General features: G+C 42.4%; 19 protein-coding genes and 1 pseudogene. 3 read left to right on the top strand and 17 right to left on the bottom strand.

Annotation, left to right across the window (positions count from 1 at the left end; genetic code table 11):
* Positions 1–42 precede the first annotated feature (42 nt).
* Both QZ169_RS04805 and QZ169_RS04800 read right to left on the bottom strand, forming a co-directional pair.
* A complete protein-coding gene (locus QZ169_RS04805; RefSeq protein ID WP_295505142.1) occupies positions 43–2,355 on the bottom strand; it encodes a DNA translocase FtsK in 2,313 nt (770 codons plus the stop codon).
* Positions 2,356–2,488: 133 nt separating this feature from the next.
* Positions 2,489–2,671 carry a PspC domain-containing protein gene (locus QZ169_RS04800; RefSeq protein ID WP_111675528.1) on the bottom strand — a complete coding sequence of 61 codons (183 nt, stop codon included), beginning with the start codon at positions 2,669–2,671 and terminating at the stop codon, positions 2,489–2,491.
* A gap of 223 nt (positions 2,672–2,894) precedes the next feature.
* Here QZ169_RS04800 and QZ169_RS04795 point away from each other — a divergent pair, with 223 nt between their 5' ends.
* Genes QZ169_RS04795 through QZ169_RS04785 form a run of 3 tightly spaced genes read left to right on the top strand, consistent with a single transcriptional unit; the run spans position 2,895 to position 4,459 of the window.
* Positions 2,895–3,314, top strand: a complete 420-nt coding sequence (locus QZ169_RS04795; protein WP_295505141.1) for an NUDIX domain-containing protein — start codon at positions 2,895–2,897, stop codon at positions 3,312–3,314.
* 54 nt (positions 3,315–3,368) lie between these two features.
* Positions 3,369–4,187 (top strand): peptidylprolyl isomerase, encoded by an 819-nt coding sequence (locus tag QZ169_RS04790; protein WP_295505140.1) that lies wholly within the window; start codon positions 3,369–3,371, stop codon positions 4,185–4,187.
* A 35-nt stretch (positions 4,188–4,222) separates the two neighbouring features.
* Complete coding sequence (locus tag QZ169_RS04785) at positions 4,223–4,459, top strand: zinc-ribbon domain-containing protein (RefSeq protein ID WP_295505139.1); 237 nt, start codon at positions 4,223–4,225, stop codon at positions 4,457–4,459.
* A 178-nt stretch (positions 4,460–4,637) separates the two neighbouring features.
* Here the strand turns inward: QZ169_RS04785 and QZ169_RS04780 are convergent, their stop codons facing one another.
* The 15 genes and pseudogenes from QZ169_RS04780 to QZ169_RS04710 form a co-directional block, all read right to left on the bottom strand.
* Complete coding sequence (locus QZ169_RS04780; protein WP_295505138.1) at positions 4,638–5,519, bottom strand: class C sortase; 882 nt, start codon at positions 5,517–5,519, stop codon at positions 4,638–4,640.
* A gap of 72 nt (positions 5,520–5,591) precedes the next feature.
* The gene (locus QZ169_RS04775) at positions 5,592–7,034 is read right to left on the bottom strand and encodes an isopeptide-forming domain-containing fimbrial protein (protein WP_295505137.1); all 1,443 of its coding nucleotides are present in this window, start codon (positions 7,032–7,034) and stop codon (positions 5,592–5,594) included.
* A 62-nt stretch (positions 7,035–7,096) separates the two neighbouring features.
* Positions 7,097–8,557, bottom strand: coding sequence for a SpaA isopeptide-forming pilin-related protein (locus tag QZ169_RS04770; protein WP_295505166.1), 1,461 nt, complete (start codon positions 8,555–8,557; stop codon positions 7,097–7,099).
* A gap of 49 nt (positions 8,558–8,606) precedes the next feature.
* Positions 8,607–10,052 carry a SpaA isopeptide-forming pilin-related protein gene (locus tag QZ169_RS04765; protein ID WP_295505136.1) on the bottom strand — a complete coding sequence of 482 codons (1,446 nt, stop codon included), beginning with the start codon at positions 10,050–10,052 and terminating at the stop codon, positions 8,607–8,609.
* A gap of 55 nt (positions 10,053–10,107) precedes the next feature.
* Positions 10,108–11,567, bottom strand: a pseudogene (locus QZ169_RS04760) (isopeptide-forming domain-containing fimbrial protein).
* Positions 11,568–11,656: 89 nt separating this feature from the next.
* A complete protein-coding gene (locus tag QZ169_RS04755) occupies positions 11,657–13,726 on the bottom strand; it encodes an Sgo0707 family adhesin (protein ID WP_295505135.1) in 2,070 nt (689 codons plus the stop codon).
* Between the two features lie 142 nt (positions 13,727–13,868).
* Positions 13,869–15,410 carry an ABC-F family ATP-binding cassette domain-containing protein gene (locus QZ169_RS04750; RefSeq protein WP_295505134.1) on the bottom strand — a complete coding sequence of 514 codons (1,542 nt, stop codon included), beginning with the start codon at positions 15,408–15,410 and terminating at the stop codon, positions 13,869–13,871.
* A 111-nt stretch (positions 15,411–15,521) separates the two neighbouring features.
* Positions 15,522–15,830, bottom strand: coding sequence for a DUF898 family protein (locus tag QZ169_RS04745; protein ID WP_295505133.1), 309 nt, complete (start codon positions 15,828–15,830; stop codon positions 15,522–15,524).
* A 13-nt stretch (positions 15,831–15,843) separates the two neighbouring features.
* The gene (locus QZ169_RS04740; protein WP_295505132.1) at positions 15,844–16,536 is read right to left on the bottom strand and encodes a 5'-methylthioadenosine/adenosylhomocysteine nucleosidase; all 693 of its coding nucleotides are present in this window, start codon (positions 16,534–16,536) and stop codon (positions 15,844–15,846) included.
* 76 nt (positions 16,537–16,612) lie between these two features.
* On the bottom strand, positions 16,613–17,035 hold the full coding sequence (macP, locus tag QZ169_RS04735; protein ID WP_295505131.1) for a cell wall synthase accessory phosphoprotein MacP: 423 nt from the start codon (positions 17,033–17,035) through the stop codon (positions 16,613–16,615).
* 12 nt (positions 17,036–17,047) lie between these two features.
* Positions 17,048–17,599 (bottom strand): NUDIX hydrolase, encoded by a 552-nt coding sequence (locus QZ169_RS04730; protein ID WP_295505130.1) that lies wholly within the window; start codon positions 17,597–17,599, stop codon positions 17,048–17,050.
* Positions 17,600–17,607: 8 nt separating this feature from the next.
* Positions 17,608–18,987 (bottom strand): bifunctional UDP-N-acetylglucosamine diphosphorylase/glucosamine-1-phosphate N-acetyltransferase GlmU, encoded by a 1,380-nt coding sequence (gene glmU, locus QZ169_RS04725; protein ID WP_295505129.1) that lies wholly within the window; start codon positions 18,985–18,987, stop codon positions 17,608–17,610.
* Positions 18,988–19,114: 127 nt separating this feature from the next.
* Positions 19,115–19,909 carry a hypothetical protein gene (locus QZ169_RS04720; RefSeq protein WP_295505128.1) on the bottom strand — a complete coding sequence of 265 codons (795 nt, stop codon included), beginning with the start codon at positions 19,907–19,909 and terminating at the stop codon, positions 19,115–19,117.
* Positions 19,910–20,107: 198 nt separating this feature from the next.
* A complete protein-coding gene (locus QZ169_RS04715) occupies positions 20,108–20,734 on the bottom strand; it encodes a PadR family transcriptional regulator (RefSeq protein WP_175859807.1) in 627 nt (208 codons plus the stop codon).
* A gap of 100 nt (positions 20,735–20,834) precedes the next feature.
* The coding region (locus QZ169_RS04710) for an ASCH domain-containing protein (RefSeq protein WP_295505127.1) at positions 20,835–21,274 on the bottom strand (440 nt) is incomplete at its 5' end.

The raw sequence follows: 21,274 nt of genomic DNA, 5'->3' as shown, positions 1-21,274 counted from the left end.
TATCAAATGATTATCTTGCTAGCAAACTAGTGAAAATAAAGATTAATTAGTCTGCAAAACCTTTCTCGGCTTGGTTCCCTCGGCTGGTCCGATAACGCCTGCTGCCTCAAGTTCTTCCATAAGACGAGTGGCCCGATTAAAGCCGACCGAGAGTCGCCGCTGAAGCATAGAAGCGCTGGCTTTCTGAGTCTCGATAACCAAAGCCTTGGCTTCTTCAAAGAGAGGATCGCCTTCATCGTCGCCACCGCCAGACTCCATATCACTTTCAGATACTTCACCAGGATCAAAGCTATCGTCATAGTCAGCTTCAGCTTGATTCTTGACAAAGGCTACGATTCGCTCCACATCTTCATCCGAGATAAAGGAGCCCTGCAAACGAACCGGATGGTTTTCATCAATAGGCTTAAAGAGCATATCCCCACGCCCCAAGAGCTTTTCTGCTCCATTTTCATCCAGAATGGTCCGACTGTCTGTCCCACTGGATACAGCAAAGGCAATCCGAGAGGGTACATTGGCCTTAATCAGACCGGAGATAACATCTACTGATGGACGCTGGGTAGCCAGAATCATGTGAATCCCAGCTGCACGCGCTTTTTGTCCCAGACGAATAATGGCATCTTCCACTTCCTTGCTGGCCACCATCATAAGGTCAGCCAGCTCGTCCACGATGACGACAATTAAAGGCAGGGGCACCTGCTTGTATTCTGACTGAGCATTGTACTCGGCTACTTTAGCATTGTAGCCAGCAATATTACGAGCACCGACCTTAGAGAAGAGTTCATAGCGATTTTCCATCTCATCCACAACCTTCTGCAGGGCGCGGCTGGCCTTGCGAGGATTGGTTACGACTGGAATAAGCAAGTGAGGAATGTCATTATAAACGGACAGCTCCACCATCTTAGGATCCACCATCATAAACTTGACTTCATCCGGTCTGGCCTTCATAAGAATGCTGGCGATAATACCGTTGACGGCCACAGATTTACCAGATCCAGTAGAGCCCGCTACCAAGAGATGGGGCATCTTAGCCAAGTCAAAGGAGCGGACAGAGCCGTTTACAGCCTTCCCAAGTGGGATTTCTAGGAGCTTGCTGGCATCCGTCTTTGACTGCTCCCAGAGTTCTCGGAAAGTCACGGTCGCAACTTCAGAATTGGGCACTTCAATTCCGACAAGAGATTTCCCAGGAATCGGCGCTTCAATCCGCACATCCTTGGCAGCCAAGGCTAGAGCCAAATCATCTGCCAGATTGGAAATCCGATTGACCCGAACACCAACAGCTGGTTTGACCTCGTACTTAGTGACGGAAGGTCCGATTTCAGCCCGCTCAACAGCAGCCTTGATCCCAAAACTAGCAAAGGTCTCTTCCAAAATTTTGATATTATCTCGGACGATGCGTTTTTCCTTGGACTGGTTTTTAGGCTTGTCGGGCGCAAAAAGGTTGATGGTCGGCAGCTTATAGTCCAGACTTTCCTTGGCTGTAAAGTCCACCTCGACATCTGCGTCTAAGTCTGCCTCTGCTTCCTCCATATCCTCATCGTGGCCAAAGTCCAGAGGCTCATGAGGGTCATACTCTCCTAGTTCCTCATAGTCTGCCTCGTCAAAGTCCACAGCTGTATCTGACAAGTCCTCGTCATCTAAAATTTCTCCTGTTTCAGAATCGACATCTGCTTCTTCTTGCTCTACTTCAATGGCTTGCATAGCTGCCTGTGCAGCTTTTTCTTCCTGCTCCAGGAAACGGAGCTGACGCTTTTCTTCTTGCTTTTCTCTCCAATTTTGAAAGGCTGCCATAGCTTTTTCAGAAATGTCATAGATAGACCAAGGGCTCATAAGCAGGCCGCCTAAAAGAATGAGCAGCAGGCCGAAGAAATAAGAACCGATATTTGAAAAAAGGAAAGAGATAGGTGCGTATAAGAGAGAGCCCAGCAGGCCGCCACCCGCGAAGGAGCTGACCTTAAAGGCTGTCAGATCAGTCAAGACCCTGCCTAGAGTTGTGGATAATACAGCAGCCCCTTCTAGCTTCAACACACTGACGAAATAAGCTTGGAAAATTAACTCCAGTCCCAAAAAGAGGCTGATAAATCCTGAAACCGTCCCCTCGTGCTTGTGCAACCACTTGAAAAAAAAGAGATAGCCAAAGCTGGCCAGAATAGCCAGATAGGCCAAGCTTCCCACCAAGAGGCGAATCATATTATAAATTGTGACCCCAAAGGCTCCCAGCTTAATTGCTGCAAACAAAAGAATAAGAGCCAATACAAAGGTGGCAATCATTCTCTTTATTGCTTTTTGTCTTTCTAATTCTGCTTTTGTCGGCCGACGAGTTGTCCGGCCTTTTTTCGTGTTTTTCTTAGTTGCCATAACCCTTATTATACCATATTTGAGCCATAGATGAGAAATCTTTTATCTAAATCAAAAGCAAAAAAAAACTTATTTATCCACGCAAAAAGAACTGGACTAACCAGTTCTCATTTCACTATCACGTAATTTCTTATTATGCCTCTGGCATAACCGCCCAAGCAATTAAATAAGCCAAGACACCTGTACCTGCTGCACAGCAAAAAACAATACAAAGAATACGAACCAAGGTTGGATCTAAATCAAAGTAGTTTGCGATACCAGCACATACACCAGCGATTTTCTTGTTTTTGACATCTCTTGTCAGTCTTTTCTCCATGGAAAACACTCCTTATTATTTGTACACTGTTTATTTTATCATAACATTTCTCTATGCACAAGTTCGCCTGCTATTAAACTCTCTCTTCAGATAAAAATTAATTAGATCAAGATGAATTTGTTCACTCTACCATACTTTTAACAAGTCCAAGCAAAACTCTTGTTCTTGTGTTAGAATAGAGAGAAATTCTAATTAACAGTAAAAATATTTCAGGAGGAAAATAATGCGAGCCGGAGTCATTCTTTTCAATCCCCAAACCAAGCAAATACTGCTCATCCACCGCTGGAAAAATGGAGAAGAGTATTTTGTGATACCGGGCGGCGGGGCTGAGTCAGGTGAGACTACAGTCCAAGCAGCTCAGCGAGAAATTCAGGAAGAGCTGGGTTGGAGCTTGTCTGAAAAGCAGCTGCAGCCAGCCTTTACTTTCAGAAATGGCCAACGCCTAGAAATCTATTTTCATGCCACTATCAGCCATACATCAGCTCCAATGATTCAGGGCGAGAAAGCCCTTCGCAGTCACACCCAGAATCTCTATCAACCTGAATGGCTAGACATAGAAGCAATTCGCGACCTGAATTTACGGCCAGCAGGACTTAAAAATCTGCTTCTGGATTGGCTGACACAGGAGGGTTTGAAAAACTAGCCTAATTGTAGTAAAATATCAGTAGTTTACAATCTAATGTGAGAAAGGTTTTATATGAAAAAAATTCTTCTTATCAGCCTCTTATCAGGACTTGTCTTAGCTGGCTGCTCTGGTAAATACAAGAAAGAGGAGACAACTAGCTCCTCCGACTCATCCAACAGTTCCTCTCTAGTGAGCTCTAGCTCTGACCCAGAGGAAACCAGCAAACTCCGTGAGCAATTCAAGGATGCCATGACCAACGAAAATGCCAATTTTCCGCAGCTATCTACAGAAGTTGCTGAAGATGAAGCGGAAGTCAAGTTGATAACGACTGAAGGCGATATCCGCATCAAGCTCTTTCCAAAACAAGCCCCACTAGCCGTTGAAAACTTCCTGACCCATGCTAAGGAAGGCTACTATGACGGCGTTTTATTTCACCGCGTTATCAATGAATTTATGATTCAGACCGGAGACCCTAAAGGTGACGGCACTGGAGGCGAGTCTATCTGGAAGGGCAAAGACAAGTCTAAAGACTCTGGAAACGGCTTTAAAAATGAGTATTCTCCATATCTCTATAATATTCGTGGTGCCCTATCCATGGCCAATGCAGGCCCTGGTACCAATGGCAGTCAGTTCTTCATCAACCAAAGCAAGAAAGACCTGTCTAGCCAAATGTCTACGGATTCTTTCCCAGCTAAAATCATAGAAGCCTATAAAAACGGTGGAAATCCTACTTTAGATGGCGGAGCTTATACCGTATTCGGCCAAGTGCTGGAAGGGATGGATGTGGTGGACAAAATCGCTGCTGCAGAAACAGACGACAATGACAAGCCTAAAAAAGATATCAAGATTGAAAAAATCGAGATTATCAAGGACTATGACTTCAGCAAATAAGCTTGCTGCCCAACCAATAAAGGAGGGAAATCAATATGATTATCTGGGGATATAAAGGTTATCAGAAAAACGTAGGACAGACCCAAAGCAGTATCGAGTGTGCCAACTGTCACAATGTAGCACCTTGGGAAATTATTGAAACCGGCCGAAAGTTTACACTCTATTGGATTCCAACCTTTCCTTACGGTAGAAAACATTACCTCACCTGCCCTGTCTGCCAGCATGGTAAACAGATTGAAAAGCAGGAAATCGAGCATTTTTTGAATTATTAGTAACAAAAAGCGACTGAGACAAATCTTGTACCAGTCGTTTTTTGTAAGAGTAAAATATCAAGATTAAGTGTCTTATCCTGTGAGCATTTTTAAGAAAAAGGTCCTGTTATTTTGATAAAAAAGGAACATCCTTCTTCATTAGTTCTCAGATAACTACTCTTATTTCCGTAAGTCGTTTTTAATGGCGTCCCTTTTTGTTTCGTTTGCGATAAACGGCTGAGCGCAAACCTGTTTTACGTCGTAGCTCAGCTCTTTTTTTCTTACTCCTGCCGTAAAGAACAATCAAAATAAAGATCAGCAAAAGAAGGATGATAGCTACATAAATCCAAGGAATTTCGCCCCTCCTCTTCTTGCTTGATTTGGAAATCTTCTCCTCATTCGGAACTCGGTGACCTCTAACCAACAAGCGGTGGCTATTTATCCCGTAAGGGGTACAGGTAACCAGTGTACAATAATCCTGCTCTGGGTCAATGGCTAAAGAAGAAACATCATCAGGCTCAACCGTCAAGGTCTGGTCCACTTGATAGGTGATAGTCTTTCCCAAGACATGGATCATAAATCGATCGCCATTTTTTAATTTGTCAATGTCAGTAAACAGCTTAGCTGAAGGCAAACCTCGGTGACCTGATATGACTGAGTGGGTCCCTTGGCCACCAACCGGCAGTGAACTTCCTGGAATATGTCCAATTGCTACTTGCAAAATAGCATCATCCGTCCCATGGTAAATGGGAAGGTTGGTTCCTAGCGTGGGAATTTCCACATAAGCCATAATGCCAGTCCCTGTAACATCTAATAGGCTATTGTAAGTCTTTTTTTCTTCCTCTGAAAGACGATAGTTAGGGACAACTCCTTTTTCAAGGGTTTGGTTATAGAATTCTGCAGCCGCTCTCATCTCATCTGCTTTACTCGTGTCAAGCTTTTCTACTTTATTCTCATAGTTTGAAATAGCTTGCGACTGATGATAAGAGTTCCAAAGTTCACTTACAGTAGGGTAGAGCAACAATCCTATCCCACTGACTAAAAATAAAATTAGTAAAAAATTAATAAGGTGTTTTTTCATAACATTTATTCAGTCGCACAAGAAAGGAAAAGAGATAGTATACTTCATCTACCTCTTCCTTTCTCCCTAAGATTACTTGGAGTTTGCACGTTTCCTAATAATCATTAGCACTCCTGCTCCGAGAACCAGACTTGTGCCGACTAGATAAAGGATAGTCGTTCCGATGCCACCTGTGTTTGGCAGAAGAGAACCTCGCTTATTGACCACTTTCAGGGTGATTACACCAGTATTGACATTAGAATCAAATGTCGCGGTTGCTGAAGTTGCTGTCAGATTTGTCAAAGCTCCTGTGGAGTCGATTGTACCTGAAATGGTAAACTCGACATCTTTCATAGCATTGTAGCCCACTGGAACTGTACTTTCCACAAGCTTGTAGTCACCCGAATCCAGCCCCATAAAATCAAATCTGCTGTTTGATCCAGCTTCAAACTTTTTAATCTCAGTGTATTGGTTATTGATCTTCTTATAGAGAGTAAAACCTGCACCAGCAAGAGCTGCTTGGTTTTCTTTGACCTTATTCACTTCTAGCTGGTAGGTATAGACATTAGCCTTGGTTTCAGGAGTTTCAGCAGTTGAAGAATTATTTCCATTTGGATCATTTGAATAGGTCAGGCTAGCTATATTAGGATTTCCTACCCCACCCATTATAGGATAATTGTTTAAACTTGCAGTGTAGCGAACTACGATCTTACTAGATGCTGTTACTTCTTGATTACCTTTAAGATCACCAGCAGTTATCGTAATGACATTGCCTGTATAGGAAATTGGGAAAAATGTTGAAATGTCTTTTTCAGTTCCCCCTTCTTTTAGATAAACTCGAGCATCATTATTATAGGTCATTCCAGCAGGAATCGTATCCTTGATTGTAAATTCATATCGAGGAAAATCATCATAGTTACTTGGAAGAGTTGCGGTAATTTGGAAAGGAATGTTTTGTCCGATTCTATATTCCGTCGCTGCAGTATAATTTTGAGAGCCATTAGCTTGAACTTGTTTTGTAAGAGTTGGAACATCTGCTTTCACGGCTACAGTTGTATCCTTTGCCACTTGCAACATAAATCTAGTATAGGCTTGACCACTTCTATTATTCAATGTTCCCCGACTATCCTTAATAAGATAGTAACCAGGTTTTAATCCTGAAATGGTTGTCGTACCTTGCTGGGATTTAACGTTTGTTACACCTGCACCTGATAAATATTGATTCAATTCTTGGGCAAAGGCTTTAGCCTCCGCAGAGTCATTTTGCTTACCACTCAAAGAAGCTGCTTTATCAGAAGCATCTCCAAAATGAGTTCTACCTGCTCCAGTAACCCCAGGACCCCACTCGATATTGGTCAAGGTGTTGCTAGCATCTAAAGTCCCTGAAAAAATATGATAGACTTCGTAAGTGTGACCAGTTGTCGTTCCGGTCAGTTGGATGGTGTAGGTCGTTGTATCAGCCGATACGGCCGGTAGCCCTGCAAAAGTCAGGATAAAGACCAAGATGGTCGTAAGTATTTGTTTTATTTTTTTCATTTTAATCTCCTATTCGAGGAAGGAGATGAATGAAACATTCATCACTTCCTCTAGTTTTCCTTTTATTTTGTTGAAACACGTTTTTTAATTACAAAGAGCAGGCCTGCTCCGAGAACCAGACTTGTGCCGACTAGGTAAAGAATAGTCGTTCCGATTCCACCTGTGTTTGGCAGAAGAGCACCTTTCTTGTTGACCACTTTCAGGGTAATAATACCCGTATTGACATCGGTCTCAAATGTCGCGTTTGCTGAAGTTGCTGTCAGGTTTGTCAAGGCTCCTATGGAGTCGATTGTTCCTGAAATAGTAAACTCGATATCTTTCATAGCATTGTATCCTGCAGGAACTGTACTTTCAACCAGCTTGTAGTCACCAGAATCAAGCCCCTTAAAATCAAAAGTGGTCTCAGAGCCAGCTTCAAACTTCTTGATTTCAGTGTATTGGTTATTGACCTTCTTATAAAGAGTAAATCCTGCGCCAGCTAAAGCTTGTTGATTTTCTTTTACCTTATTTACTTTCAGCTGGTAGGTGTAGACTTTTGTGACAGCCCACGGTGTTTGGCTTCTAAGGCCCTCTGTACTATACGGATGATTGGAATACACCACTGTTGCTCTGTTGGTATTTCCATTAGAGCCAAAAATAGCTTCTTCACCTAAAGTAACACTATAGCGTAAAATAAACTTACTTGAGGCGGAAATGTTCGGAATGCTTTTTATATCATATTTTCCAACTTCCAGATTGTTTTCCTGTGCATTTGGATAAAACATACTCTTATAGAATTCGTTTGTAATATCAGTCACTTCCGAACCATTTTGAAGCAAAACTTGAGCGTCATGATTATAGGTCATTGCTCTTGACATAAAGTCACTAAATATAAGCGTGTAATCTGAGTAATCAGCATAGTTACTTGGAAGAGTTGCTACAAGTTCAAAATATACCTTGTCACCAATGGTATATTCCGCTGCAGAAGAATAGGTGTTGGACTTACTTGACTTGACTTTTTTTGTAAGAGTAGGGACGCTTGATTTGATAGTGATATTTATGTTTTTGGCAACTTGTAAAATTAAGCTTGTATAACTTTCTCCGTGTTTATTACTCAAAGAATTTTCTCTATCTTTGATCAAGTAGTAGCCAGGTTCTAGACCTGAGATTATTGTTGTTCCCGCTTCACTGGTGACGGTCTTAGTTGGTTCAGATTTTAAACGTGGGATAAGTTCTTTAGCAAAAGCCTTTGCTTCTTCAGAATCATTACTTTTACCACTGAGACTAGCTGCCTTCTCACTCGCCTGTCCCATGTAAAATTCAATGCTACCTTTTTCAATTCCTGAGCCCCACTCGATATTGGTTAAGGTGTTACTAGCATCTAAAGTCCCTGAAAAAATCTGATAGATATCATAAGTGTGACCTGCAGTCGTTCCATTTAGTTGGATGGTGTAAGTCGTTGTATCAGCCGATACGACAGGAAGCCCGGCGAAGGCCAGGATAAAAACCAAGATGGTCATCAATAGTTGTTTTATTTTTTTTATCATAATCTCCTAATTGAGGAAGGAACTGGAATCCTACCTCCAGCCCTTCTTATTTTGTTGAAACACGTTTTTTGACTACATAAAGCAGGCCTGCTCCGAGTACAAGACTTGTGCCGACTAGGTAAAGAATGGTCGTTCCGATTCCACCTGTGTTTGGCAGAAGGGCACCTTGCTTATTGACCACTTTCAGGGTGATAACACCAGTATTGACGTTAGACTCAAAGTTGGCGGATGTCGAAGTGGCTGTCAGATTTGTCAAAGCTCCTGTGGAGTCAATCGTTGAAGTAACCGTAAATTCAATATCCTTCATGGTATTGTAGCCTGCTGGTGTCGAACTTTCAACTAACTTGTAGTCCCCAGCATCAATTCCCTTGAATTCAAAGGTGCTGTCTGATCCAGCTTCAAACTTCTTAATCTCAGTGTATTGGTTATTAACCTTCTTATAAAGAGTAAATCCTGCACCAGCTAGAGCTTCTTGGTTTTCTTTGACCTTATTTACTGTCAGCTGGTAGGTGTAGACTTTAGCTTGATCCCCAGGTGTAATACTTCTATTACTACCATCGGTTACATTCGGATTGGCTGTATAAATAACATGTCCGGTATTGATATTTCCCGTCGAACCTGTTTCTGCACTATCATTCACTGTCGCACTATAACGCAGAATAATCTTACTTGAATCAAAAACATCATTCATGCTCTTTAAATTCCGGTTACTAAAGCTAAGCTCATCTGAAGTTATACTCTTGAAAAAACTACCCGTAATATCAACGATTTCCCAATCATTTACCAAGGTAATCTCAGCATCATTATTATAGGTCAACCCTTTTGGAAGTAAATCAAAAAAAAGAAATTCATATACCGAGAAGTCTTCATAGTTTCTTGGAAGAGTTGCAGTTAATTCAAAGTAGACTGTATCTCCAATCGCGTAGTCAGTCGCTACGGAGTAATTATCAGAATCTCTCACTTTGACTTTTTTTGTCAAAGTTGGTGCACCTGATTTAATGGCTATGTTTGTATCCTTTGAAACTTGTAAAATAAAGCGAGTATAGCCTTGACTATATATATATTCTAAGGACGAATCCTGATCTTTAATTAAGTAGTATCCAGGTGCCAAGTCAGAAATGGTTGTTGTACCTTCCTCACTTGCCACTGTTTTTGTTGGACTAGAACTCAAATAAGGATATAACTCTTGAGCAAAGGCTTTTGCTTCTGCAGAGTCATTGCTCTTGCCACTGATGGTTTGCGCTTTTGCACCGGCATCACCAAGTTCACTCTGAGCTTTATCAACCTGAATCCCAGTCCCCCATCCAATATTACTAAGGGTATTGTCGTTACTTATGTCGCCGGAAAATATCTGATAGACTTCATAAGTATGCCCTAGAACTGTCCCAGTCAGACCAATAGTATAAGTCGTGTCTGCTGATACGACCGGTAGGGCGGAAAAAGTCAGGACAAAGACCAAGACAGCCATGACTAGTTGTTTTATCTTTTTCATTAAATCTCCTTTTGAGGAAGAAACTGATTTCCCGTTCAGTTCTTCCGATTTTATCCTATTTTTTATTTACTCTTTTCTTTAACATCCATAAGATTACTGCACCTAGCACAAGCCCTGTACCACTCAGGTAAAGAATAGTCGTTCCGATTCCACCTGTATTTGGTAAGAGGGCACCTTTTTTATTGACAATTTTCGTAGTAAAAATCCATTTGTCAATTCATAAGTAAAAGTTGCTCTGTCTGAGGTTGCTTGAATAGCAGTCCGAGTAGTTGGCAATGTTGGATCATAAGTCGCTCGTAGGCTAAACTCAATATCCTTCATAGTGTTGTAGCCTTTTGGAGTAATCGTTTCTACTAGCTTATAATCTCCAGACCCCAGTCCTTTAAAGCCTGAAAAATTACTTCTTTTGTATTCTTGTGTAGTTCCAACCTTTATATACTGGTCGTTTACTTTTTTATAAAGAGTAAATTCTGCTCCTACAAGAGCTCCCCTGCTTTCATTCACCTTATAGACATTGAGTTGATAGGTATGGATCTGAACTTTACTTTGGGGGGTTGTTCCGATTGATTTTGCCAAAGCCGTATTGGGGTTGTTCGAAAAGCTCAGACTAGCCACATTCATGTTAGTATTGGCACTGGCATGTGTTGTTGCGTATTGATTCAGTTGAGCAGTGTAACGAACCACAATCTTACTAAAAGCATCTACATTTGGCACCTGCCTCAAATTACTAGTGGCTATGGTTAGATTACGGGACGATTCTATGGAAATATTAAAATGGTCAGTTATCAAGCTTTCTTCATCACCGCGTTTTAGATAAACTTGCACATCATTATTATAAGTCAAACCAGGCATTAAACTATCATTAAAAGATAGCTCATACTCAGAATAATCATCCAAGTTCCTTGGAAGTGTCGCTGTCAGTTGAAATGGAACCATGTCACCGATGGAATAATCCGTTATAGTCGTTTCCTCTCCCGTCGTACTTGACTTGGTGACCTTAGTAAGACTAGGAACATCAGACTTAATTGCTACTGTCGTATCTCTTGCCACCTGCAGCATAAAACGAGTGTATGTCTCATTTTTTTTGTATAAGGTATTATTTACTTCCTTAATCAAATAGTAGCCTGGAGCCAAGCCAGAAATAGTCGTTGTCCCATTTTGGCCTGATACTGTTTTTCGTCCACCGCCGGATAAGTATTTTGAAATTTCCTGAGCAAATTCTCTTGCTTCTTGCGAATCATCCCCTTTAGCACTTAAAGAGGCTGCTTTATCGGCCGCGTCTCCAAATCTTCTTTTACCTGAATCCCAAATTCCCGGAGCCCATCTAATATTGGTAAGAGTATTCGTTGCTGGATCGAGGTCTCCAAGAAAAATCGGATGAGCTTCGTAAGTATGGCCTGTTGATGTCCCAGTCAGCTGAATGGTATAGGTCGTGTCTGCTGATACGACCGGAAGGCTGGAAAAAGCCAAGACAAAGACCAAGACCGCCATGACCAGCTGTTTTATCTTTTTCATTATAATCTCCTAATTTTTTCTTCACTCAAGCTTGATCTTCGAGATATCCCATTCCTCTTCAAAACTTTCGCGATTTCCTATCTTTTTCTTTATTGAAATTTCCTATATAGTTTATTTCGGACAATCAGCCAAATCGCTGAACCCAATGTGATGACAGAGCCACCCCAGAGGTATAAAAGGGTTCCATTCCCACCTGTTTCTGGAAGGACATATTTTTTTATAGCTGTCGGATTGCTCGTTCTATTTGTTTCTAATGTAAACAGATCTGTCGATACTTGAGCTGAGCTTTGAAGAATGTGCCCATCTACATCCTGATCCACTCGGACTTTAAAGGACACTTCTACTGTCTCCTCTGGTGCCACCCTTCTTCTCCAAGTTAATCTTCTATTAGAAAAGTCATCATATACGGTTGAACCATTGACATAGTCCGTATGTTCAGGTAGTTCATCGGTAATGGTGACATCCAACTCCCTATCACTGGTATTTTTGTAGGTGATTTTATAAGTTAGAACATCATTGGCCTTGACTTCTTGATTATCAATATTTTCATTATTTTTATTGAAGACTTCTTTTTTTGGCTTTTCGTATTCTTGAAAATTCCATATTCCAGTGAAAAGTACATCTTGATTTTGAATCGTGTCAGATTCTTTATCATAGTTTTGGAAAACCCAATTTCCTTCTGAAATACTGACTAGTCTTTTATTCCCTTTGGGGGAATCCGGTGTAACCGCCGAACCATTTTCTAGGTCATGTTGATCTTGCGGTAGCACATTCAAAACTTCTTGAGGAAGAGATTTATCTTGCGTTCCACTTTCAAATTGGTAACTTTTCTTGTAGAGAACATTAGTTGTAACGATTTCTGATGAAACAGGGATATTATCAATTTCTTGTGTGACCCTATTTTCAATAGGCGCTCTATTTTGTAAAATATTATCGTTTGTTTTTGTCTTGTATATAAGAGTAAATTCTTTTCCAGCATTGCTACTGGTCAGGTGCTTGGCATTGATTGCCACCGTTACCTTTTGTCCATCTCTGGCCAGTGTATAGTCAGCACCTTGGGTCAACGTTCGACCGTCCAATTGAAGGGTCAAGCTCTGAAAATCCAAACGATTGTCCAAAGTTTCAATCATCTGCATTGAAGATAGAGATCCAATGACGTCCTTACCAGGGGTTGGCATAGTAAATTTGGCTGTATAATTGAGAGATTCTCCGGCAAGGACAGGAAGCTTATCCTTTGAAGCCTGCTTCACTGGTGCCTTTGGAGCCTCTGTATAAAAGCCAAACAAACCGCCACTACCTGCCGTCGTTGTAAATTCAAATCGAACGGCGTTAGTTTCAGAACGAACCGCAAATCCTGAAACATTGTGTTCATCACTATCTCCCTGCGTACTCCTTGTAGGGTGCCATGTCGTTTTATTGTCTACTAGAGTTTCATTAAGGGCATAGGAAGTGTTTTTTACGATTTTATTTAATGCTATATCTTTATCATATATTGAAAAATTTTCTTCTCGACCGAGTGCATTATAGACCACATCAATATCAGACGGCAACATGACCATCTTTAGATCTGTGGGCGTTCCGTCCTGATATCTCAATTCTGCAGTGACATCCGTATCCAGAGTAAAGCTTCCATGCATATCATGAGTAAGAGTTGGATGCGGTGGCCAAATATAGTCCATAATCTGGATGGATTTGCTTCCCCAGTTTTCATCCACTGTCAGAAAGGGGACAAGCGTCTTATTTGGATCCTGGTAGTCTGCATTTCTCTGAACCAGATGAGTATCTATACTATGGAAGGTCACATAAACATCAACAGCCTTGCCATTAACAATACCTGCATTGTTAAACCGCAATTGAATGGGGCTATTAAAGGTTTGCTGAGTTTGGTTTTTATCTACTCTTAGCGAGAAGACCGTACTTTCTTTCCAGTTTCCATTAGCTGGGATAAAATCCCTTTCGACCGAGGCGCCTTGACTTAGGACCTCCATATTATCCTGAGTCAAGGTAAACTGATAAATATCAAGCGTTGATAGATTCGTGCTTTCAGTAAGCTCAGTAACAGCATAGACTGCTGAAGAAAAGAGCACAAAAATAAAAGTCAACCCAAAAAGAAATGACTTAACATATTTTTTCATAAGGTATTTCATAATAATTTCCATTTAGTCTTCAAAAAAAGAACTGCTTATGGATATACTAGCAGTTCTTTACATATTTGTCAAGGTGTCTAAATAAAATTGAGCACCTTTTAGACTTGAAATTTCTCTTGATTGTCAACTTTCAATTTGATTAAAAACAATGCTCTTAAGTCAACTGGTTAAAATCCCAGATCTGGTCCATCCAGCCTTCATAGAAATCAGGCTCGTGGCAGACCATGAGGATACTGCCCTTGTATTCTTTCAGAGCTCGTTTGAGCTCTTCCTTGGCATCGACATCCAGGTGGTTGGTCGGCTCGTCCAGCACTAGAACATTATTTTCTCGGTTCATGAGGAGGCAAAGTCGGACCTTGGCCTGCTCTCCACCTGAAAGAACCTGGATCTGGCTCTCGATGTGCTTGGAAGTCAAGCCGCATCTAGCTAAAGCAGCTCGGACTTCTGCCTGATTAAGGGCCGGAAAGGCGTTCCAGACTGCTTCCAGCGGTGTCTGACGATTGCCGCCCTCTACTTCCTGCTCGAAATAGCCCAGCTCTAGATAGTCCCCACGCTCAACCTGACCTGCAATAGGCGGGATGATCCCCAGCAAACTCTTGAGCAGGGTTGTTTTTCCAATCCCATTTGCCCCGATGATAGCCACCTTCTGATTGCGCTCAAAGGTCAGGTTAAGGGGCTGGGTCAGCGGTCGGTCGTAACCAATCTGCAAATTCTCAGCCTGAAAGATAAAGCGACCAGGTGTGCGGGCAGGCTTGAAGTCAAAGGTAGGCTTTGGCTTCTCACTTTGTAGCTCAATAATATCCATCTTATCCAGCTTTTTCTGGCGGGACATGGCCATATTACGAGTCGCCACACGGGCTTTATTGCGAGCCACAAAGTCCTTAAGGTCCGCAATTTCTTTCTGCTGGCGCTCATAAGCTGCTTCCAGCTGAGATTTTTTCATCTCATAGACTTCCTGGAACTGATAGTAGTCGCCAGAATAACGAGTCAAGTGCTGATTTTCCACATGGTAGACGATATTAATCACGTCATTTAAGAAAGGAATATCATGCGAGATTAGAACAAAGGCATTTTCATAGTTCTGTAGGTAACGCTTGAGCCAGTCAATGTGCTCAGCATCCAGATAGTTGGTTGGCTCGTCCAAGAGCAGGATATCTGGTTTTTCCAGAAGCAGCTTAGCCAAGAGAACCTTGGTCCGCTGCCCACCAGATAGCTCCGTCACATCGCTTTCCATACCGTAGTCCATGACACCTAGTGCCCGTGCAACTTCGTCAATCTTGGCATCCAGAGTATAGAAATCTCGGCTCTCCAAGCGGTCCTGCAGCTCGCCCACTTCTTCCATCAGGGCATTAACGTCCGCTCCATCCTCAGCCATGCTCATATAGATTTCATTGATACGAGCCTCTGTCTTGAAAAGCTCGTCAAAGGCTGTGCGCAAAACATCACGGACAGATTGGCCTTGCTCCAAAACAGCATGCTGGTCCAGATAGCCAGCTGTCACATACTTGGACCACTCGACCTTGCCTTCATCCGGCAGCATTTTACCCGTCACAATACTCATAAAGGTTGACTTTCCCTCGCCATTGGCACCGACTAGGCCGATATGCTCACCCTTGAGCAGTCGGAAGGATACATCCTCAAAAATAGCCCGGTCTCCGAAACCGTGGCTGAGATTTTTTACTTCTAAGATACTCATTTTTTCTCCTCTATCATTGATTGCAGTTCCTTGATTATACCATCAAAAGGGATTTTTTGGCAAGACAGAAGAAAAGGAAAAGCGAGCCACTTAAGTCTCGCTTCCTTGTTCTCAATTCGCATGATGCGTATGCTTGGTAATCCACTGAGTCAGTTTGATTTTCAGCCAAAAGCCATAAATACCAAAGGTAACAATGGTCAGGAGCCACCACTTGATCCAATTCCCAAAAAGCTGCATGGCAGTACCGTCAAAGTAAAGACGGTGCCCGTCAATAACTGTATGTTTTATCTTCCAATTATACAGAATACACATGCCCCAAGGTGCACAAATTCCCAGTGTAAAAACGGTAATCAGGGTAGCTAAAACCACATGACCGATGTAAGAAAAGAGACCACCATCAAAATAAGACTCTTTGTACATACTATCTCCCCCTTTAAACCAACTCTTTCAGAAATTGAATCAGGGTTTCTGCCGAGCGTTTACCGGCTTCAAGAATAAATTCATCAAAAGTGACATTAGCATCATGACTTGCCGTATCGCTCATGGCGCGAATAACCATAAAAGGCAGGCCGATCGAATGTGTGGCTTGAGCAATAGCTGCGCCCTCCATCTCCACAGCAAGGACATCTGGGAAATGCTCCTTAATGCGATCAATCTTGTCTTGACCAGCAACAAAGCTGTCACCTGTCGCAATCAACCCTACTCTAGCTTTTTGATGGGTTTTTTCCAAAATTTTCTTCATCTCAGCAACCAGATAGCGACTAGCTTCAAAATAGAGCGGCTGCCTTGCCATCTGACCGTAGTCGTAACCAAAGGCTGTTACATCCACATCATGGTAGACCAGACGATCTGCGACCACCACATCGCCGATAGCCAGACCTTCTGCCACTGCTCCAGCTGAGCCTGTGTTAATCACGGCTGTGACCTTGAAGTCATTGACCAAAACAGCCACACTCATAGCGGACATAACCTTGCCAATCCCGCTTTCGACCAACACTACTTCATGGTAGCCGATGGAGCCCGTATGATAGACATGCCCCAAACGCAGGTGCTTCTTTGGATTTTCTAAATGCTCCAGCAGAATCTTCAACTCCTCGGGCATGGCTGCGATAATTCCAATTTTCATATAATACCTCAAATCATCTGATGAAAAAGAAGCTTAGACAGGCTAGGCTTCCTTTTAAGTGCAATAGAGCTGGTTTTTAAGGCCACCAAATAATAGCAGCAATCAAACCAATCAAGAGGATGACCACCCAAAGGAGAATTTTATTGAGTTTGGCTTGAAAGAGGCTCCGCTTTTGGTTTTCAATCCGACGGCTCTTAGTCACGGTCGAATCTACCTCAATGTGCAGGGTCTCATCCGTAAACTCCTCTTGGTTTTGAGCAGTCTGATAGCCAAATTGATTCTGATTCTGCTGAGACCGATTTTCCTCATACCCAAAGCGGTTTTGAGGGCTTTGATAACCAAACTGAGTATCCTGTCGGCTAGACTGCTGCGAGCTAAAGGAGCTTCTGCCAGTTGAAAGAATCTTGGTTTCCTCGTCATCCATGAGAGGCGGCCCCGAAATATCCTCACCGCGGTTGGCCCGCTCAATGATTTCATCTGTTAATAAAGCTTTTCCCATTGATCTACGTTCCTATTTATTCAGATTTTTTTGTTCCCAGTACTGAAGGGCCATGATGGTCTTGGCATCGCAGATGTCACCGTTTTGCAGCAACTGATGTGCCTCCTCCAGACTGACTTCAAAAAGTTCCAATGTTTCATCCTCGTCTTGGGGACGAGGGTTTTCGACCTTTTTCAAATGGCTGGCGCTGTAGAGCTTGATTTTCTCATTGCAAAAACCGATGGCAGAGTAGAAATCATAGACCAATTCCAGCTGTCCTGTGTAGCCTGTTTCTTCTTCTAATTCTCGGAGGGCAGCCGCTTGGGGATTTGCATTCTCTCCTAACTCAAGCTTGCCAGCTGGAATCTCGTAAGAAGTCGCTTCAATCGCCTTGCGGTACTGCTTGACTAAAATCATCTTGTTTTCCGGAGTGATAGCAATGACAGCCACCGCACCATTATGAAAAATCAAATCCCTTTGGGCTTGACCTTTGCCATCCGGTAGCTCCACCTGGTCGCGAACCACTTTAAAAATTGGTCCCTGATAAATCTCCGTACGTTGGACGGTTTTTTCTTCAAATTCCATGACTGAACCTACTTATTTTGAGGGTGATGAGGAAGACGCTTAGCATAATCTTCCTTGTTAATCTGACGGCCACGTCCCAGAGCGATAGCATCTGCTGGCACGTCCTTCGTGATGGTAGAACCCGCACCGACCAGTGAGTTGTCACCTAGCTCAACTGGGGCAATAATGGTCGAGTTGGAACCGACAAAGACATTGTCGCCAATGATAGTCTTGTATTTCTTCTGACCATCATAATTAACCGTAATCGTACCTGCACCAAAGTTGACATTAGCACCAACTTCGGAGTTTCCAATGTAGGTCAAATGACCAGCCTTGGTATTTTCTCCAATTGACGATCCTTTAACTTCTACAAAGTTTCCGACATGGACATCCTTAGCCAGACTAGAGCCTGGACGAATGTGAGCGTAAGGCCCAACTGTTACTCCATCTGCAACACTTGACTCCTCAATCATGGAGTTGGTGATAACGGTCCGCTCTCCAATGACAGAGTCCACGATGTAGGTACCATTGGTCAGGATAGTCTCTGCCCCAATCTTGGTCTGACCTTTCAGGGTCACATTTGCTTCAACTTGAACTTCAGGCGCAATTTCTACATCCACATCGATATAGGTCGCATCTGGATTGACAAAGCTGACCCCATTGACCATATGCTGCTGGTTAATCCGGCGACGCATGACACCCTCAGCTGTTGCCAAAGCCACGCGGTCATTAACCCCCAGACTTTCATCAAAGTCTTTCAGCGTATAAGCTCCAACTTTTTCACCATTTTCGCGGAAAATACCAATCACATCTGTGATATAGTATTCGCCTTGAGCATTATTGGTATTGATTTTTTTGAGGGCCTCAAATAGACGGGCATTGTCAAAGACATAAGTCCCTGTATTGATTTCCTTGATTTGCTGCTCAAAATCAGAAGCATCCTTCTGCTCAACAATTTTCAAGACTTCGTCATGTTGATTGCGAACGATACGGCCGTAGCCGAAAGGATTATCTGCTTCTGCTGTCAGGATAGTCGCAACGTTCTTGTGGTTGACATGAAAGTCAATCAGATTTTTCAGGCTTTCTCCTGTAATCAGGGGAGTATCGCCAGCAATGACCAGCGTCTGACCTGTCAGATTTTCCAAAACAGGCTCCGCCATCATAACGGCATGACCCGTTCCCAGCTGCTCGGTCTGACGGACAAAGTCTGTCTGACCTGCCAAGACTTGCTCGACTAGCTCTGCCTTATGGCCAACAACTGTCACGGTCTTCTCTGGTTCAATGGCACTAACACTGCGAAAAACATGTTCCAGCATGGAAATTCCTGCAACCTTGTGCAGTACCTTTGGTAAATCTGACTTCATGCGAGTACCCTTACCCGCAGCCAAAATAATCGCGTAATTTGTCATCAATTATCTCTTTTCTGTAGGATATCACCTTTATTATATCACTAAAAGGTAATTTTTAAAAATTTAAAATCAAGCCAACCCCATAAAAATCTGCAACAAAAAAACTTTTGCACAAAAAAATCAGCCTTTAAACAGCTGATTTTGCTTCTTTTTCTTTGATTTTCTTTGGAAGATGGACTTTTGCCTTGCCATAGTCCTTGAAGACAGCCCGCTGCTTGAAGTAAATCAATTCTCCATCTAAAGCTGTATCTTCGTCTAAATCCATAGTCATATCAATAGAGCGGATGGTCCGAGTCTTAGGATCAACCACAAAGGCAACCTTACACTTCTCAATATCAATGGTCGTATCATAATGCTCATCATTATAAGCATAGTAGAAGGCATCGATAAGGTCATAGGCCAAATCACCTTCTGCTGTCACCGAAAACTCATAGCCGCCGTCCACTTTTTTCTTGGTTAGTTCTGACTCATTATCTACCATGACCTGCAGCAAAGCCTTAAAGGAAGACATGCCCGAATAACCATTGATATGTTTCCGGGAGTCGGTGTCATCAATGGTCTCAAAGCCGTCTTTTTCTTCCAAGTACATCCGATCTTCACTGAAATAATGGGTCAGTTCTTGATCATCATAGGTTTCATAAAGCTTAGCTAAATAAGGTGATTCTGAAACGGTCAGCTGTTTAACGGTCTCAGCTTTTCTTTTTTTGTAGCCTTCTAGATAGGTTGACTCAGACAGCCGATCCATGTAGAAACTATCGTGATCAAATTTTTTCAAGGAAGCATCCACTACAGCAGACAGCTTAAATCGGGATTCGATTGCTTCTGCTATGCCTCCATGTTTAAAGTAGGTATAAAGAAAGGTTCCGCCAATCAGTACAAAGCAGACACAGCCGTAAATGATAAAAAAATGAACCTTCTTCAAAATCAATCCTCCTAGAAGCCTTCTGTCATTTTATAGCTTTTATTATAAGCTTTTTTAGGCCTATTTTCAATCTTTTTTCAGAAACGGTCTCTAAAAGACTGTAGCGGAAGAAATGCTAATTGGTTTTTCAAACTCTCAATGTCATTGCCAAATGTATCCTCAAGGCAAGTAGCCGCTGCTTTTGGAATACTTAGTATTTCAGCCCTCTTTCTCATTTTCAGCCAACTGCTGGCGAAGCTTGGTAAACCAGTCTAACTGAAAGCGGGCAGAATCCAGCCCAAATTCGAGCGTTTTCATTTCAAAATAGCCAATCTGGGAAATACTTTCAGCTAAATCAGCCGCCTGACTGGTCTCTATCAGCTCTGTAGCCAGATGGCTGTTCTGCTCTAGATAGGCCTTTACTTTTTCCTGCTCCTCCGTAAAACGAATCGCGTCTTTGACAGCTTCAAACTCTTGGACTTCAACTTCCAGTCCCTCAATAGTCAAATCCAGCATCTGGAGCTGCTCTTTCTTAGGTAGATAACCCATAAAGAGGAATTTCCCCAAGTCCATGTTCTTGTTCTTGCTCATGTCGATAGGCGTTTTAAGCCACTCCAAAAACAAGATTCGTCCCGAAGCAGTAATGGCATATTCCTTCTTCATTTTTCCTTTTTCTACATACTCCGAATAAGTCACTGCTCCTTGCTGGGACAGTTTTTTTAAGGCTGCTTGGATACTACCTAGACTGTCACTGCACATAGAGCTGAAATTTTGCCGCATCACCTGACGAATTTCATAAACTGTAAAATGTTTTATCATGAGTAAGCCTAAAATTAATTTGTCCATTTCTCCTCCAAATTACGATTTCTTTATATACCTAATAGTAACATTTTTGTTTCGATTTATCAAGGACAAACAAAAAGCCTATTCAAAAATAGACTTAAGCTTAATCCAGCGGATAGACCTTGCGAAATTCTTCTAGGACGACACCCGTTTCTTGGGAAAATTCCAAATCGGCTTCCACCAGACACTCCGTAAAAAATTCCTCATGGACTTGCTGCCAGTAGGCCAAGGTTTTGTCTCCTTCTCCTTCCTTAAAAGCGTGTTCGGCTGAAATCTCATTAAAAGGCAGCACAGAGACTTTGGTGATTTCGATAATACAGACGGCTCTATTCCGGCTGTCTAGTATGATATCGAAAGTTCCTACTTGAGGTAGAGGCTCATTTTCAAACTTATAGAGCTCATAGACCGAAGCCGTCGCTGTCTTTTCACCACGAAGCACCAAATCAGCCAGTTGGTCTGCTTGGACACCGAAGGCCCAGGCATCAATCTCGTCACCAATCGCCGGATTGATTTTCTTGTATGCCTGCCACATTTCTTTTGGGG

Origin of the sequence: uncultured Streptococcus sp. (assembly GCF_905372115.1) — a bacterium.
Lineage (GTDB): Bacteria > Bacillota > Bacilli > Lactobacillales > Streptococcaceae > Streptococcus.
Note: the sequence above shows the minus strand (reverse complement) of the source record. Positions and strands in the feature narration are given on the sequence as shown.

What these genes read in the sequence shown, in the direction of transcription:
- QZ169_RS04805 (WP_295505142.1), bottom strand. Translation starts at nt 2,355, where the DNA reads ATGGCAACTAAGAAAAACACGAAAAAAGGCCGGACAACTCGTCGGCCG.
- QZ169_RS04800 (WP_111675528.1), bottom strand. Translation starts at nt 2,671, where the DNA reads ATGGAGAAAAGACTGACAAGAGATGTCAAAAACAAGAAAATCGCTGGT.
- QZ169_RS04795 (WP_295505141.1), top strand. Translation starts at nt 2,895, where the DNA reads ATGCGAGCCGGAGTCATTCTTTTCAATCCCCAAACCAAGCAAATACTG.
- QZ169_RS04790 (WP_295505140.1), top strand. Translation starts at nt 3,369, where the DNA reads ATGAAAAAAATTCTTCTTATCAGCCTCTTATCAGGACTTGTCTTAGCT.
- QZ169_RS04785 (WP_295505139.1), top strand. Translation starts at nt 4,223, where the DNA reads ATGATTATCTGGGGATATAAAGGTTATCAGAAAAACGTAGGACAGACC.
- QZ169_RS04780 (WP_295505138.1), bottom strand. Translation starts at nt 5,519, where the DNA reads ATGAAAAAACACCTTATTAATTTTTTACTAATTTTATTTTTAGTCAGT.
- QZ169_RS04775 (WP_295505137.1), bottom strand. Translation starts at nt 7,034, where the DNA reads ATGAAAAAAATAAAACAAATACTTACGACCATCTTGGTCTTTATCCTG.
- QZ169_RS04765 (WP_295505136.1), bottom strand. Translation starts at nt 10,052, where the DNA reads ATGAAAAAGATAAAACAACTAGTCATGGCTGTCTTGGTCTTTGTCCTG.
- QZ169_RS04755 (WP_295505135.1), bottom strand. Translation starts at nt 13,726, where the DNA reads ATGGAAATTATTATGAAATACCTTATGAAAAAATATGTTAAGTCATTT.
- QZ169_RS04750 (WP_295505134.1), bottom strand. Translation starts at nt 15,410, where the DNA reads ATGAGTATCTTAGAAGTAAAAAATCTCAGCCACGGTTTCGGAGACCGG.
- QZ169_RS04745 (WP_295505133.1), bottom strand. Translation starts at nt 15,830, where the DNA reads ATGTACAAAGAGTCTTATTTTGATGGTGGTCTCTTTTCTTACATCGGT.
- QZ169_RS04740 (WP_295505132.1), bottom strand. Translation starts at nt 16,536, where the DNA reads ATGAAAATTGGAATTATCGCAGCCATGCCCGAGGAGTTGAAGATTCTG.
- macP (WP_295505131.1), bottom strand. Translation starts at nt 17,035, where the DNA reads ATGGGAAAAGCTTTATTAACAGATGAAATCATTGAGCGGGCCAACCGC.
- QZ169_RS04730 (WP_295505130.1), bottom strand. Translation starts at nt 17,599, where the DNA reads ATGGAATTTGAAGAAAAAACCGTCCAACGTACGGAGATTTATCAGGGA.
- glmU (WP_295505129.1), bottom strand. Translation starts at nt 18,987, where the DNA reads ATGACAAATTACGCGATTATTTTGGCTGCGGGTAAGGGTACTCGCATG.
- QZ169_RS04715 (WP_175859807.1), bottom strand. Translation starts at nt 20,734, where the DNA reads ATGGACAAATTAATTTTAGGCTTACTCATGATAAAACATTTTACAGTT.